This is a genomic window from Pseudomonas sp. TSO6, assembly GCF_056098905.1.
In genome coordinates, this window is the sequence record NZ_JBLZWV010000015.1 from 138,976 (window position 1) to 153,499 (window position 14,524).

General features: G+C 63.8%; 13 protein-coding genes. 8 read left to right on the forward strand and 5 right to left on the reverse strand.

Features of this window, described 5'->3' with window-relative positions:
• Window positions 1-73 precede the first annotated feature (73 nt).
• Both ACN6NG_RS05005 and ACN6NG_RS05010 read left to right on the forward strand, forming a co-directional pair.
• The gene (locus ACN6NG_RS05005; protein ID WP_043197545.1) at window positions 74-349 is read left to right on the forward strand and encodes a DUF1145 domain-containing protein; all 276 of its coding nucleotides are present in this window, start codon (window positions 74-76) and stop codon (window positions 347-349) included.
• Window positions 342-1,100 carry a hypothetical protein gene (locus ACN6NG_RS05010; RefSeq protein WP_063422177.1) on the forward strand — a complete coding sequence of 253 codons (759 nt, stop codon included), beginning with the start codon at window positions 342-344 and terminating at the stop codon, window positions 1,098-1,100. The genes ACN6NG_RS05005 and ACN6NG_RS05010 overlap by 8 nt, the downstream gene beginning before the upstream one ends.
• A 198-nt stretch (window positions 1,101-1,298) precedes the next feature.
• Here the strand turns inward: ACN6NG_RS05010 and ACN6NG_RS05015 are convergent, their stop codons facing one another.
• Window positions 1,299-1,763 carry a CopD family protein gene (locus tag ACN6NG_RS05015; RefSeq protein ID WP_059395481.1) on the reverse strand — a complete coding sequence of 155 codons (465 nt, stop codon included), beginning with the start codon at window positions 1,761-1,763 and terminating at the stop codon, window positions 1,299-1,301.
• Between the two features lie 97 nt (window positions 1,764-1,860).
• Between ACN6NG_RS05015 and dinG the strand changes: the two genes are divergently transcribed.
• The 5 genes from dinG to pdxH all read left to right on the forward strand — a co-directional run bounded on the left by dinG (window position 1,861) and on the right by pdxH (window position 9,349).
• Window positions 1,861-4,005, forward strand: a complete 2,145-nt coding sequence (gene dinG / locus ACN6NG_RS05020; RefSeq protein ID WP_043197540.1) for an ATP-dependent DNA helicase DinG — start codon at window positions 1,861-1,863, stop codon at window positions 4,003-4,005.
• An 80-nt stretch (window positions 4,006-4,085) separates the two neighbouring features.
• Entirely contained in the window at window positions 4,086-6,320 is a 2,235-nt protein-coding gene (locus tag ACN6NG_RS05025; protein WP_063422176.1) for a beta-galactosidase, read from the forward strand.
• A gap of 109 nt (window positions 6,321-6,429) precedes the next feature.
• Window positions 6,430-7,575 carry a serine hydrolase domain-containing protein gene (locus ACN6NG_RS05030; protein ID WP_063422175.1) on the forward strand — a complete coding sequence of 382 codons (1,146 nt, stop codon included), beginning with the start codon at window positions 6,430-6,432 and terminating at the stop codon, window positions 7,573-7,575.
• Window positions 7,576-7,674: 99 nt separating this feature from the next.
• Complete coding sequence (locus ACN6NG_RS05035) at window positions 7,675-8,682, forward strand: OmpA family protein (protein ID WP_474313117.1); 1,008 nt, start codon at window positions 7,675-7,677, stop codon at window positions 8,680-8,682.
• A gap of 19 nt (window positions 8,683-8,701) precedes the next feature.
• Window positions 8,702-9,349 carry a pyridoxamine 5'-phosphate oxidase gene (pdxH, locus tag ACN6NG_RS05040; protein WP_016488732.1) on the forward strand — a complete coding sequence of 216 codons (648 nt, stop codon included), beginning with the start codon at window positions 8,702-8,704 and terminating at the stop codon, window positions 9,347-9,349.
• Window positions 9,350-9,388: 39 nt separating this feature from the next.
• On the opposite strand, the gene ACN6NG_RS05045 is transcribed toward pdxH, so the two are convergent.
• On the reverse strand, window positions 9,389-9,622 hold the full coding sequence (locus ACN6NG_RS05045; RefSeq protein ID WP_063422173.1) for a hypothetical protein: 234 nt from the start codon (window positions 9,620-9,622) through the stop codon (window positions 9,389-9,391).
• A gap of 147 nt (window positions 9,623-9,769) precedes the next feature.
• Here ACN6NG_RS05045 and ACN6NG_RS05050 point away from each other — a divergent pair, with 147 nt between their 5' ends.
• A complete protein-coding gene (locus ACN6NG_RS05050; RefSeq protein ID WP_009684613.1) occupies window positions 9,770-10,234 on the forward strand; it encodes an outer membrane lipoprotein in 465 nt (154 codons plus the stop codon).
• 69 nt (window positions 10,235-10,303) lie between these two features.
• Here the strand turns inward: ACN6NG_RS05050 and nhaA are convergent, their stop codons facing one another.
• From nhaA to ACN6NG_RS05065, 3 genes are all read right to left on the reverse strand, one after another.
• Window positions 10,304-11,479, reverse strand: coding sequence for a Na+/H+ antiporter NhaA (nhaA, locus tag ACN6NG_RS05055; RefSeq protein WP_197899081.1), 1,176 nt, complete (start codon window positions 11,477-11,479; stop codon window positions 10,304-10,306).
• 328 nt (window positions 11,480-11,807) lie between these two features.
• A complete protein-coding gene (locus ACN6NG_RS05060) occupies window positions 11,808-13,415 on the reverse strand; it encodes an NAD(P)/FAD-dependent oxidoreductase (protein ID WP_197899392.1) in 1,608 nt (535 codons plus the stop codon).
• 103 nt (window positions 13,416-13,518) lie between these two features.
• Window positions 13,519-14,193 carry a COG3650 family protein gene (locus tag ACN6NG_RS05065; RefSeq protein ID WP_063422170.1) on the reverse strand — a complete coding sequence of 225 codons (675 nt, stop codon included), beginning with the start codon at window positions 14,191-14,193 and terminating at the stop codon, window positions 13,519-13,521.
• Window positions 14,194-14,524: the final 331 nt, after the last annotated feature.

The window sequence follows — 14,524 nt, forward strand, 5'->3', positions numbered from 1 at the left end:
GCAGTTAATGTGGGTCGCACGGCCCGCTCGAACGGGCCGCCTCGACATAACAACATTCAATAGGGGGCGGGGTATGAAGTTCATCCTGGGCCTGGGCAAGGTCTTGACGGTCGCTTTCTGGGGTGTGGTGTTGTTCAATCAGTTGATGCCACAACCTGTGCCTTTCAATCTGTTGATCAATGCCGCTGGCATCGTCCTGTTCGGCTTGCACCTGCTCGAGGTGCTGTTCTTCAATGGCAGCCTGCGTGGGCGCAGCCACCGCTGGTTCGACCGTTTGCAGATCCTGCTGACAGGTATCTTCCATGTCATGTCCATTCCCCGTGCGCAGGAGGCGCCCCGAAATGCGTAATCTGATGTTGCTGGCCATGTTGGCCGCTCCCTTGGCCCAGGCTGAAAGCCTGGAGGTCGCCGCCAATTCCATGCTGCGCCTGCCCGACAAGTCGGCCAGCGTGCACTTCACGCACCTGCGTGTCGCGGATGCGGCAACCCTGCTGCTGCCTGCCTCGCTTGCGCAATTGACGGTCGACCAGCTGGAACTGGGGCGTGATGCGCGCATCGCCATCGCACCCTCCGATAGCCCCTTGGTGATCGAGGCGCGTAGCGCGAAGTTGGGTGAGGGCAGTGAATTCAGTGCCCCCGGGGCGGCGGGTAGTTATCAGCGGGCAGCTCGCCCGGGCCGCAGCCTAGACCTGAAACTGGCTGAAGTGGATGCCGAGCGGGTGGCGATCGATGCCCGTGGTGGCGCGGGCGCGCCCGGTTATGTGGGGCTTGATGGTGGCAACGGCCAGGCAGGTGGCTGCACCTGGGGCCAGGCCAGCCGTGGGGCCAATGGCGATAACGGCGGCAACGGGCATGATGGCGCGCCGGGAGGGCGCATTCGCCTGAGCGTGCCGCAGGGCTTCCCGCAAGAGCGCGTTGTCGTGCGCCTGGATGGTGGCGCCCCAGGCAAGCCCGGGGCGGCGGGCAAGGCGGGTAAAGGGGGGGCTAGCAAAGGTTGCCTAGTGTACAGCACCGATGCTGGCGCCAATGGCCGGCCTGGGCAGCCTGGGCAGCCCGGCCTGGCAGGCGCCGCAGGTGAGCTGATTCTGCAGCACCTCTGAACACTGTGGGCGGCATCCTTTGTGGGAGCGGCCTTGTGTCGCGATTGGGCCGCGAAGCGGCCCCAGGGTTTCAGTACTGATACGCAAATCGGGGGGGCTGTTTCGCAGCCCAATCGCGACACAAGGCCGCTCCCACAGGTATCGCGCAAGTTTTCAGATAATAAGCAAGGTCATTGCCCTGCCAGCCTCCGAGAGCTGTCAGATCATCAGGCGCGAACTGGCCACAGCGACCACTGCCAGGCCCAGCAGCAGGTTGATCCCCACCATCCGCCGAATCCGCCCCAGCACCGCCGCACCCGTCGCCCAGTCCTCGGCCTGCACCGCCGTCTTCAGCTCCGGCAGCAGCAACGCCTGGATGCGCATGAACAAGGCAAACATGGCGATGCCGCCACCGATCATTACCTGCACGTACTTCGGTGCAGTCTCGAAGCCGCTGAAACGCATGTGCAACATGCCGATACCACTTATCGCCAAAATCGCCACCGCCAGCCAGACCCAGCCGAAGAAGCGTCGGAAAACTTCCACCCACAGCCGCAGCCGCGCAGGCCCTTCAAGGGCTGCAACCGTTGCCGGGCGCAGTACCAGCCAGGCGAAGAACATGCCGCCCACCCATACCAGGGCGGCCAGAACATGCAGTGTGTAGGGCAGGGCAAAGGCGAGCATCCGGATCTCCATGCGGCATAAAGGGCAATAGCGGGGTATGATAGCCGCCCATGCGAAACACTGAAAATATATCCAGCCCTACGGGCGCCTGCAGACCATGATCAGCAACGAACTCAAAGCCACCATCCAGGGCGCCTACTCGCGTTTTCTCGAAGCCAAGAGCCTCAAGCCTCGCTATGGCCAGCGCCTGATGATCGCCGAAGTGGCCAAGGTGCTTGGCGACATTGCCTGCGACGATGAGGGCCGCCGTGCCGGCGAGCCTGCCGTGGTTGCCGTGGAGGCGGGCACCGGTACCGGCAAGACGGTGGCCTACAGCCTGGCCGCCATCCCGGCCGCCAAGGCCGCTGGCAAACGCCTGGTGATCGCCACCGCTACCGTGGCCCTGCAAGAGCAGATCGTCTTCAAGGACCTGCCCGACCTGATGCGCAACAGCGGGCTCAACTTCAGCTTCGCCCTGGCCAAAGGCCGTGGCCGCTACCTGTGCCTGTCCAAGCTCGACATCCTCCTGCAGGAGGGCCACGCCCAGTCGGCCACTGCCCAGTTGTTCGAGGAAGAGGGCTTTCGCATCGAGGTCGACGAGCGCAGCCAAAAGCTGTTCAACAGCATGATCGAGAAGCTTGCCGGCAACCGCTGGGACGGTGACCGTGACAGCTGGTCGGAAGCTCTGGAAGACCAGGACTGGGCCCGCCTGACCACCGACCATAGCCAGTGCACCGGCCGCCACTGCCCGAATTTCCAGCAGTGCGTGTTCTACAAGGCCCGTGAAGGCATGGGCAAGGTAGACGTGATCGTTACCAACCACGACATGGTGCTGGCCGACCTGGCCCTGGGCGGGGGTGCAGTGTTGCCCGACCCGCGCGACACCATGTACGTATTCGACGAAGGCCACCACCTGCCAGACAAGGCCATCGGCCACTTCGCTCATTATTCGCGCCTGCGCTCCACCGCAGACTGGCTGGAACAGACCGCCAAGAACCTGACCAAGCTGCTGGCCCAGCACCCGCTGCCCGGCGACCTGGGCAAGTACATCGAGCAGGTGCCAGAGCTGGCGCGGGAAGTGCGTACCCAGCAGCAGTTCATGTTCACCCTCTGCGAGCAGGTCGCCGACTTCCGCCCCAGTGAAGACACCGAGGGCCGCGAACGCCCGCGCTATCGGTTCGAAGGCGGCGTCGTGCCGGAACAGATGCGCGAAGTGGGCATCGAGCTGAAGAAGGGTTTTGCCCGCCTCAACGACCTGTTCACCCGCCTGGCCGACCTGCTCAAGGAAGGCATGGACGGCGAGGTGAATATTGGCATCGCCAGCCACCAGGCCGAGGAGTGGTACCCGTTGTTCGGCAGCCTGGTCACCCGTGCCCAGGGCAACTGGGAATTGTGGACGGCCTTTACCGCCGAAGACCCGGAAGACAGCCCGCCCATGGCTCGCTGGCTGACGCTGGCCGAGAGCGGTGCGATGTTCGACATCGAAGTCAACGCCAGCCCGATCCTCGCCGCCGAGATGCTTCGCCGCAGCCTGTGGAGCGTTGCACACGGTGCGCTGGTGACGTCGGCGACGTTGACTGCGCTGGGCAAGTTCGACCGCTTCCGCATGCGCTCCGGTTTACCGCGTGATGCGATGACCTGTGTGGTGCCCAGCCCGTTCGTGCACGGCGACGCTGGCCTGTTGCGGGTGCCCGACCTCAAGGCCGACCCACGCGACGCGGCGGCACACACCGCGGCAATCATCCGCGAGCTGCCGAACATCGTCGAAGATGCCCGTGGCGCGCTGGTGCTGTTCTCCTCGCGCAAGCAGATGCAGGATGTGTTCGATGGCCTGGACCGTGACTGGCGCAAGCTGGTCCTGATCCAGGGCAACCTGTCCAAGCAGGAAACCCTCAACAAGCACAAGGCGCGGGTCGACGATGGCCAGCACAGCGTGCTGTTCGGCCTGGCAAGCTTTGCCGAGGGTGTCGACCTGCCTGGCGCCTATTGCGAGCATGTGGTGATTGCCAAGATTCCATTTGCCGTGCCCGATGACCCGGTCGAAGCCGCACTGGCGGAGTGGATCGAAGCCCGCGGCGGTAACCCGTTCATGGAAATTGCCGTACCCGACGCCTCGCTGAAGCTGATCCAGGCCTGCGGGCGCCTGCTGCGTACCGAGCAGGATCGCGGTGTCATCACCTTGCTTGACCGGCGCCTGGTCACCCAGCGCTACGGCAAGGCTATTCTCAATGCGCTGCCGCCGTTCCGGCGGGAGATTTCCTGACCGCCGGAGCACTTGCTCCGGCGCGTTGTCCATTACTCAGTCTTGGCCCCGTAAGGGGCCTGAAGGAGAGCCCCAGCCTTATGGTCCGCCTCACCCTGCCCGCCGTTTTCGCCCTGTTGTTCAGCTCGCCCTTGCTGGCCGGGCAGCAGACGCTGTTCAGCTTCGTGCGCCCGGCCTCGGTGGTCAATGTGGTGACCGAGGATGCCGGCATGCCGCAGTACAACGCGGAGCAAACGGCCGAGGGCGAGGTGTTGCGGCGTGTGGTGTTCAACCCGGTCGAGCGGCCCACCCTGCGGCTGAGCCCGCAAGGCGGGGCGTGGGATTGGTCCGCCGGGCAGTTCCTCACGTTGCGCATGCAAAGCGCAATGGACTGGGCGCTGACGGTGGATGTGACTGTGCAAGGCAGCGATGGCCGCACCTTGACCAGCCGCGTTGACCTGCCGGCGGGCCCCGCGCAAACCGTGATGGTGCCGCTGACGGCCAGCTCGCCGCTGAGCCAGGGCATGCGCGCCGGCCCACCCATGCCGTGGAATCATGGTGGCCAGCGCTTGCTGCTGACCAGCAGCGCGGGCGCGGTAGACCTCAAGCAGGTGGCCTCGGTCAGCCTGAGCATCCCCAGCCCCAAGGTGGCGCAGAACCTGCTGATCGAGCGGGTGGGCATTCAGGATGACGACCAGGCCTACAAGGCGGCCTATACGGATCTGATCGATGCCTATGGCCAGTCCACGCGCGGCAATTGGCCCGAGAAGGTTGCCAATGACGAGCAGCTCAAGGCCGCCGATACGCGTGAACAGCAGCAGCTCAAGGGCTGGCTGACTGAACGCGGCAAGCAGCAACTCGATGGCTACGGCGGGCTGCTGGCAGGGCCGGCCTTCGAGGCCAAGGGCTTCTTTCGCACCGAAAAGCGTGATGGCCGCTGGTACCTGGTAACGCCGGAGGGGCACCCGTTCTATTCCCTGGGGGTGAATGCCGTCGCCGCAGACGGCGGGCGTACTTACGTCGCCGGCCGTGAAGGCATGTTCAAGGCGTTGCCGGGCGAGGCCGATGCACTGGCCGCATTCTACGGCGAGGGCAACAACGACGATGGCAATGCCTCGTCGCAAGGGCGCCACTTCAAGCAAGGGCGCTGGTTCGATTTTTATGCCGCCAACGTGCAGCGTACCTACGGCAAACCCTGCCCGCCTGCCGCAGAAGGGCAGCCCGCCAACTGCCCGCCACTGGTCCTGGACGCTGCCCGCTGGCAAACGCATGCGCTGGACCGTTTGCAGGCCTGGGGCTTCAACACGGTCGGCAACTGGAGCGAGCCCGCCCTGGGCCTGGCCAAGCGCATGCCCTACACCCTGCCGCTGTCGATCGTGGGTGATTACGCCAGCATCAGCACCGGCATGGACTGGTGGGGCAGCATGCCCGACCCGTTCGACCCGCGTTTCGCCATGGCCACTGAGCGCGCCGTGGCCATTGCCGCCCGTGATCACCGTGACGACCCTTGGCTGATCGGCTACTTCGCCGACAACGAGCTGGCGTGGGCTGCCCCAGGCAGCGACCCTAAAGCCCGGTATGGCCTGGCCTACGGCACTTTGCGCCTGACCACCGATGTACCGGCCAAGCGCGCCTTCCTCAAGCAGTTGCGTGACAAGTACCGCAACCAGCAAGGGCTGTCCAAGGCCTGGGGCATCGAACTGACCGCCTGGGAGCTCATGGAAGACCCGGGCTTCGAGGCGCCGTTGCCCGACCCGCAACACCCGGAAATCGAGCGCGACTACCAGCACTTCCAGCAGGTGTTCGCCGAGACTTACTTCAAGACCATTGCCGATTCATTGAAGTGGCATGCCCCCAATCACCTGCTGCTCGGTGGCCGCTACGCGGTGAGCACGCCGGAGGCGGTCAAGGCCTGTGCCGAGTTCTGCGATGTGCTCAGCTTCAACTTCTATACCCTCAAGCCGCAGGACGGCTACGACTTCGCCATTCTGGCCGAGCTGGACAAGCCGGTGCTGGTGTCCGAGTTCCAGTTCGGTTCGCGTGATCGCGGCCCGTTCTGGCCGGGGCCGCTGGAGTTGGCGCGGGAAGAAGACCGCGGCCCGGCTTACGGCAACTTCCTCAAGGCGGCCCTGGCGCAACCGATGATCGTCGGCGCGCACTGGTTCCAGTACCTTGACCAGCCAGCCAGCGGTCGCCTGCTTGACGGCGAAAACGGCCACCTCGGACTGGTGGCGATCACCGATGTGCCATACCCGGGGTTTGTCGACGCCGTGCGTAAGAGCAACCTGCAGGTGATGGACCAATTGCGCACACAGTTGGAAAAACCGGCTCCCTGAGCACAAGCTACCGTTCGTCGCGACCATTTGGCCCAAGCCAGTTTGCAAAACACCCAACTACTGAAACAATGCACACCTTTTTTGGACATGGTCGTACGGAGTACAGCGGGTGCAGATCCAGGGTCACTATGAGCTGAAGTTCGAAGCCGTGCGCGAAGCCTTTGCCGCGCTGTTCGAAGATTCCCAGGAGCGTGGCGCTGCGCTGTGCATCCAGGTCGGTGGCGAAACCGTCGTCGACCTGTGGGCCGGCAGTGCCGACAAGGATGGCCAGCAGGCCTGGCACAGCGATACCATCGCCAACCTGTTCTCCTGCACCAAGACCTTTACCGCCGTCACCGCCCTGCAACTGGTGGGCGAGGGCAAATTGGCCCTCGATGCCCCTGTGGCCAACTACTGGCCCGAGTTTGCCCAGGCCGGTAAACAGTCGATCACCTTGCGCCAGCTGCTCAGCCACCGCGCCGGCTTGCCGGCCATCCGTGAGCTGCTGCCCGCTGAAGCCCTGTACGACTGGCATGCCATGGTCAATGCCCTGGCGGCTGAAACACCATGGTGGGCACCCGGTAGCGAACACGGTTATGCCGCCATCACCTACGGCTGGCTGATCGGCGAGCTGATTCGCCGCGCCGATGGCCGTGGCCCTGGCGACTCGATCGTGGCCCGCACCGCCCGCCCGCTGGGGTTGGACTTCCATGTTGGCCTGGCAGACGAGGAGTTCTACCGCGTGGCGCACATCGCCCGTGGCAAAGGCAACCCCGGGGATGCCGCCGCGCAGCGCTTGCTGCAGGTGACCATGCGCGAACCCGAGGCGCTGTCGACCCGTGCTTTCACCAACCCGCCGGCGATCCTGACCAGCACCAACAAGCCGGAATGGCGGCGCATGCAACAGCCAGCGGCCAATGGCCATGGCAATGCCCGCAGCCTGGCGGGCTTCTATGCCGGTTTGCTGGACGGCAGCCTGCTCGAATCTGAACTGCTGGATGAGCTCACCCGCGAGCACAGCCTCGGCCAGGACCGCACCTTGCTCACCCAGACCCGCTTTGGCCTGGGTTGCATGCTCGACCAGCCCGATGTGGCCAATGCCACCTTTGGCCTCGGCGCCCGCGCCTTCGGCCACCCAGGTGCTGGTGGCTCGGTCGGTTTTGCCGACCCGGAGCACGACGTGGCCTTCGGTTTCGTGGTCAATACACTTGGTCCCTACGTGCTCATGGATCCACGAGCCCAGAAACTGGTCCGTGTTCTTGCCAGTTGCCTTTGATCGGGTAATGCGGGTATTGCCCCGCCCCTTTGACTATCCTCAATGCCAACGCCTCATGTGCGTTGGCAAAATCTCTTTCTAATTCATGGTGTATCGCTGATGTCTTCACATAAAACCTTAGCACTCGCCCTGTGCCTGACCGCCGTTACCGGCTGCGCCAGTCATTCTCCGGACGGCTCCAAGGAAGGTGGCTCCAGCTGGTGGCCTTTCGGTTCCGATAAGGTCGCCGAGCAGGAAGTGAAGGCAGCCGTCACCGAAAAAGTAGCCAAGGCCGATGCCAAGTCCGAAAGCGCCAGCCGCTGGTGGTGGCCGTTCGGCGGCGATGACAAGCAAGCCAAAGGGCCGGTCGTGCCGAAGATCGACCAGAAGGCCACCCAGGCCTGGCTGGACGAGTATGAGCCCAAGCTGCGCGAAGCCATCAAGGACAGCAAGCTGGAGCTGGAGCGCCGCGACAATGTGCTGGCGGTCACCCTGCCGGTGGACAGCTCGTACAACCCTGATCGCCCGAACATGCTGCTGCCAATGACCCTCGGCCCGATCACCCGTGTGGCCAAGACCGTCGAAGGCGACCCCAAGACTGCCGTGCTGGTACTGGGCCATGCCGACAGCAGCGGCGTTGCCGCTGCCAACCAGAAGCTCAGCCTGGAACGCGCCGCTTCGGTATCGGCCATCTTCCGCCTTAGCGGCCTGCAGCGTGACCGCCTGACGCTCAAGGGCATGGGCTCGGTGATGCCACGTGCCGCCAACGACAGCATCGAGGGCCGTGCCCTGAACCGCCGCGTGGAAATGCTGCTGACCCCGCAGAACACCATGGTCGCACTGTTGGCCAAGTACCAGCAGGCCGCCCCGGCACCTGTCCCGGCCTCGATGGTTGCGGTGCAGGATGCCAAGGCACCTGCAGCCAAGGCCGTCGACAGCAAGCCAGCAGCCAAGAAGCCAGCAGCCAAGAAGCCTGCGGCGAAGAAACCTGTTGCCAAGGCCAAGGCCCCTGCCAAGACCACGGCCAAGAAAACAGCTGCGCCGGCCAAGGCAGCCGCCAAGCCTGCCGCCAAGAAAGCTACCGCTGACAAGAAAGTAGCTGCCAACAGCCCTGCGAAGACCAACTGATCGTCAAGGAAACGCAGCAATGACCCAATCCCTGGCCGATATGCGCCGCGACTACACCCGTGATGGCCTGGCCGAAGCCCAGGCCCCGGGGGAGCCGTTCGCTTTGTTCCACCAGTGGTTTGCCGATGCGGTGAAGACCGAGCAGGTACCGGTGGAAGCCAATGCCATGACCCTGGCGACTGTGGACGGCGAAGGCCGCCCACATTGCCGCGTACTGTTGTTGAAGGGGCTCGATGAGCAGGGCTTTACCTTCTTCACCAACTACGAGAGCGCCAAGGGCCAGCAACTGCAGGCCAACCCTTTTGCGGCCATGACCTTCTTCTGGCCGGCGCTGGAGCGCCAGGTGCGCATCGAAGGGCGGGTGGAAAAGGTCACGGCCAAGGAGTCGGACGACTACTACCAGGTGCGCCCGCTGGGCAGCCGCCTGGGCGCCTGGGCTTCGCCGCAGAGCCGGGTGATTGCCGGTCGTGAAGAGCTGGAGGGCCTGGTCAAGGCCACCGAAGCGCGCTTCTCCGACACCCAGCCGCACTGCCCGGAGCACTGGGGTGGTTATCGCCTGTTGCCTGAGCGCATCGAGTTCTGGCAGGGGCGGGCGAGCCGCCTGCATGACCGGTTGAACTACCGGCTGGTGGATGGGCAATGGCTGCGGGAGCGGCTGGCACCCTGAGAATTTGGGGCCGCAAAGCGGCCCCAGTGATCCACCAGACTACCCCGGATACCCCGCCGCCTCGCGCTCCAACCACCCCGCCAGTTGCTTGCGCCCCACCTTCTCCTGCCGCGCCTGCGCCAATTTTTCCAGCATGAACGTGCGCTTTTCAGGGTCAGCCCCCGCCAGCGACAACGCCAGGTCACGGTCCATCCAGCGGCGCATGCGTACATACAGCCACCAATGGAAATACAGCCCGGCAACGGTGGTGACCACGACGATGAAGTAATCCATGGCTATCCTTGGTCTCAATTGAAGAGCCTCTGGCACAACCGCACAGGCTGTACCCCGGCTGAATGAAAACAATTTTATTACGTTTGTACCGTGACAGCCGTCAACGTGCAGCGTCTAATGAGCACCTGACTTATGGAGACTTTACCCATGCGTAAATCCGCTTTGCTGGTGGCGACCTTTACCACCATGTCGCTGCTGCTGGGGGGCTGTGCCTCGAGCCTGACCGGTGACAGCTACTCCCGTGATGAAGCCCGCCGCGTGCAAACCGTGCGCATGGGCACCATCGAATCCCTGCGCCCGGTCAAGATCGAAGGTACCAAGACCCCGATCGGCGGTGGCGCTGGCGCCATCGTTGGTGGCGTAGCCGGCAGTGCTGTAGGCGGTGGCCGTGGCAGCATTGTTGCAGCCGTGATCGGTGCCGTGGCCGGTGGCCTGGCCGGTTCCGCTGCAGAAGAAGGCCTGACCCGCACCCAAGGCGTCGAAATCACCGTGCGTGAGGACGATGGCAGCATGCGTGCCTACGTGCAGGCCGTGCAGGAGAACGAAATCTTCCGCGTTGGCGACCGCGTGCGCATCATGACTGTTGATGGCACCAGCCGCGTTTCGCACTGACCGTCGCGCAGTAAAACAAAACCCCGACATGGCTGCTGCCAGTCGGGGTTTTTTCATGGTTCAGCCACGTCAACCAACACGGGTTTTGCGGCTGGCCATGGCGATGACGGCGTAGCCGATCACTGCGGCGAAGAACGAGCCGGTAAGAATACCCATGCGGTCCATGCCGGCGTAATCGCTGCTACCCGGAGCGAAGGCGAGCGAGCCAACGAACAGGCTCATGGTGAAGCCGATGCCGCAGAGTATCGCTACCCCCAGTATTTGCCCCCAGCCGGCACCCTCAGGCAGCGCGGCCAGGCGCAGCTTGACCGCCAGCCAGGACAGGCCGAAAACGCCCACGGTCTTGCCCAGCAGCAGGCCAACCGCAATGCCCATCGGCACCGGGTGGGTGAAGCTGTCTACGCTCATGCCTGCCAGCGAGACGCCGGCATTGGCGAAGGCAAAAATCGGCAAAATGGCATAAGCGACCCAAGGATGCAGGGCATGCTCAAGGGACAGCAGTGGCGAAGTCTCGGCGTTGCGGGTACGCAGCGGGATGCACAAGGCCAAGGCGACACCGGCCAGCGTGGCATGTACGCCACTCTTGAGTACGCAGACCCACAGGATCAGGCCAACGATCATGTACGGCCCAAGCTTGACCACGCCAAGCCGGTTCATCGCTACCAGCGCCACCAGGCAGGCCGCAGCCAGTAGCAGCGACACGCTCGACAGGGTCCCGGAGTAGAACAGGGCGATGACGATGATCGCGCCCAGGTCGTCGATGATCGCCAAAGTCATCAGGAACAGCTTCAGCGATACCGGTACGCGTTTGCCCAGCAGGGCCAGCACGCCAAGGGCGAAGGCGATGTCGGTGGCAGTGGGGATCGCCCAGCCGGCCACGGCCGCCGGGTTGTCGCGGTTGATGAACCAGTAGATCAGTGCAGGCACCACCATGCCGCCCACAGCAGCAGTGGCAGGCAGGATCACCTGGGCAGGTTTGGACAGGTGGCCGTCGACCACCTCGCGCTTGACCTCAAGGCCGATGAGCAGGAAGAACAGGGCCATGAGGCCGTCATTGATCCACAGCAACAAAGGCTTGGCGATATTCAGCGCGCCGACCTGGACGGCGACGGGCACATCGAGCAGCCCGCTGTACAGGTAGGACAGTGGCGAGTTGTTGATGATCAGTGCCATAACGGCGGCGGCGATCAGCAGCAGGCCGCTGGCGGCTTCAAGCTGGAAGAAACGGGTAAACAGGCTACGCACGGGCTATAGGCTCTCCATGAGCAGTTTACGAATGGAACGGGCGTACACCCTAGCCTGTGACGATATGCTTTAAAACAAAAACTATATTCGTTTTTATTATATGGTGTTGCCGGCTAGGCTGAGTGAAGCCTAGATGCAGATGGGAGGAAAGGGGGGAGGGAAAGTCTGATGTTTGGGTCGGATATTTCTGATCCCTGTCAGGGCCTCTTCCCGGGCTCGCCCGCTCCCACAGGTACTGCACAGTTTTCAAATACTGTGCAGTACCTGTGGGAGCGGGTTCATCGAGGCGTCGAACCGCCGCGAAAGGGCCCCTGCAGGCGATACAAAATTACAGGCCGAGCATGTCCCGCGCTACCGCCTCGGCGATACGGATACCGTCCACGCCCGCCGACAGAATCCCGCCCGCGTAGCCGGCGCCTTCACCTGCCGGGAACAGGCCTTTCAGGTTCAGGCTCTGGTAGTCCTCACCGCGGGTAATGCGCAGTGGCGACGAGGTCCGCGTCTCGATCCCGGTCAACACCGCATCATGCAGGTTGTAGCCCTTGATCTGCCGGTCGAACGCTGGCAGTGCTTCACGGATTGCCTCAATGGCAAAGTCCGGCAGGCTCGGCGCCAGGTCACCCAGGGTCACGCCTGGCTTGTAGGACGGCTCGACACTGCCCAGCGCGGTCGACGGCCGGCCTGCGACAAAGTCACCCACCAGCTGCGCCGGGGCCTGGTAGTTGCTGCCCCCCATTTCATAAGCGAGGGTTTCCAGGCGTTCCTGCAGTTCGATACCGGCCAGCGGGCCGTCCGGGTAGTCGCGCTCGGGGTCAATGCCGACGACGATGCCAGAGTTGGCGTTGCGCTCGTTACGCGAGTACTGGCTCATACCGTTGGTGACGACCCGGCCTGGCTCGCTGGTGGCCGCGACCACGGTGCCACCCGGGCACATGCAGAAGCTGTATACCGAGCGGCCGTTCTTGGCGTGGTACACCAGCTTGTAGTCGGCGGCGCCGAGTTTCGGGTGGCCGGCGTACTTGCCTAGGCGCGCTTTGTCGATCAGCGTTTGCGGGTGCTCGATACGGAAGCCGACCGAGAACGGCTTGGCTTCCATATACACACCCTTGGCATGCAGCATGCGGAAGGTGTCGCGGGCGCTGTGGCCAAGGGCCAGGACCACATGGCGCGAGTGCAGCTGTTCGCCACTCTCCAGCACCACGCCGGTCAGCTGGCCGTCTTCGACCAGCAGGTCGGTGACCTTTTCCTGGAAGCGTACTTCTGCGCCGAGGGCGATCATGTCCTGGCGCATCTGCTCGACCATGCCGGTGAGGCGGAAAGTGCCGATGTGCGGTTTGTTGATGTACAGGATCTCGTCCGGCGCACCGGCCTTGACGAACTCTTCCAGCACTTTGCGGCCGTGGTGCTGCGGGTCCTTGATCTGGCTGTACAGCTTGCCGTCAGAGAAAGTACCGGCGCCGCCTTCGCCGAACTGTACATTGGACTCTGGGTTGAGCACGCTTTTGCGCCACAGGCCCCAGGTGTCCTTGGTGCGCTGGCGCACTTCCTTGCCACGTTCGAGGATGATCGGCTTGAAGCCCATCTGCGCCAACAGCAGGCCGGCGAAGATGCCGCACGGGCCGAAACCGACCACGATCGGGCGTTCCTGCACGTCGGCCGGGGCGTGGCCGACATACTTGTAGGTCACGTCCGGTGCCGGGCCGATGTTGTGATCGTCGGCGAACTTGTCGAGCAGTTCGGCTTCGTTGCTGGCTTCGAGGTCGATGGTGTAGATGAACAGCAACTCGCTGTTCTTCTTGCGCGCATCGTAGCTGCGCTTGAACAGGTTGAAGCTGAGCAGTTGCTCGTCGCGGATGCCCAGGCGCTGGACGATGGCTTCACGCAGCGCTTCGTCGGGATGGTCCAGGGGCAGCTTGAGTTCGGTGATTCGTAGCATGGCAGGGTCCAGTATCCCGGCCATGGGCGGCCGGCGGCTTTACACAAACCGCCAAGTATAAGCTGTTAGCCGCCCCGACTGGCAGGATAAAAGCACCCGGCGATCAGTTGTCGCGCGCGCCGCCGTAGTAGCCGCAGCCCTGCAGGGTCTTGCCGTCGATGCGCAGCTCGGCACGCAGGTGGTGGATGGCGCCCGTGGCGCTGTCTACGCAGCGCTGCGGCGCGACCCACAGTTCCACGTGCTGGCCGTTGGCTTCGCTGGTAAGGGTCAGGCCGCCGCCGGGTACTTCCTCTTCCAGAAACGGCAGGGGCAAAGGCTGCTGGCCCACGCGACTGAGCACCATGCCCTTGCCGCTGGCCTTGATGTCCCACTCGGGTTCATGACCATTGGCGCGCAGGGTCAGCTGCTTGAAGTTGGGGTCTTCGCAGGCGCGCGTGGAGGGTTCCAGGCGGTACAGGCGGCGCACTTCCAGCTGGCCGTCGTTGTTGGCCTGCTTGCTGCCGGTGAGGCGGCCACGGACGTCGGCGAACAGTTTGTCGTTGGCGTCTTTGGCGAGGTTGGCGGCCTCCTGCAGGATGCCGGTGGCGCCGACGTCGTTGATCACGAACGTGCGGTTTTCGCTGCACGGCTTGAACAGCAGCTGGCCACCGGCGGCACGCAGTTCGCCCTGCATGCGCGTGGTGCCGATATTCGGGTCGCTTGGCGCGTCAGCCATGAGCTGGCAGCCGGCGAACAGGGGCAGCAGGGCGGTGAGCAGCAGGGTGGGGGTGAGGCGCATCGGGCGAACTCCGGGAATCTTTGGCAAAGAGCTGGCCACGTTACTCAGGCCGGCGGTGGATCTCAAGTTAATGGTTACCAGTGCCGGCCTCTTCGCGGGCTCGCCCGCCCCCACGGGTACCGTGGGTTTCTGTGGGAGCGTGCAAGCCCGCGAAGAGGCCGACACTGCAGATACATTTCTGGCAGGCATGAAAAAGGGCCCGAACAGACTGTGTGAAAACCTAGCAATCTGCCCGGCCCTTTAAGAGAATGCTCCGTATCGAAAGATACGGAGCATTTTTCGTTATGGCCTACATACAAGGAGAGTCCCGCAGTCAGACCAGCCTTTTCCC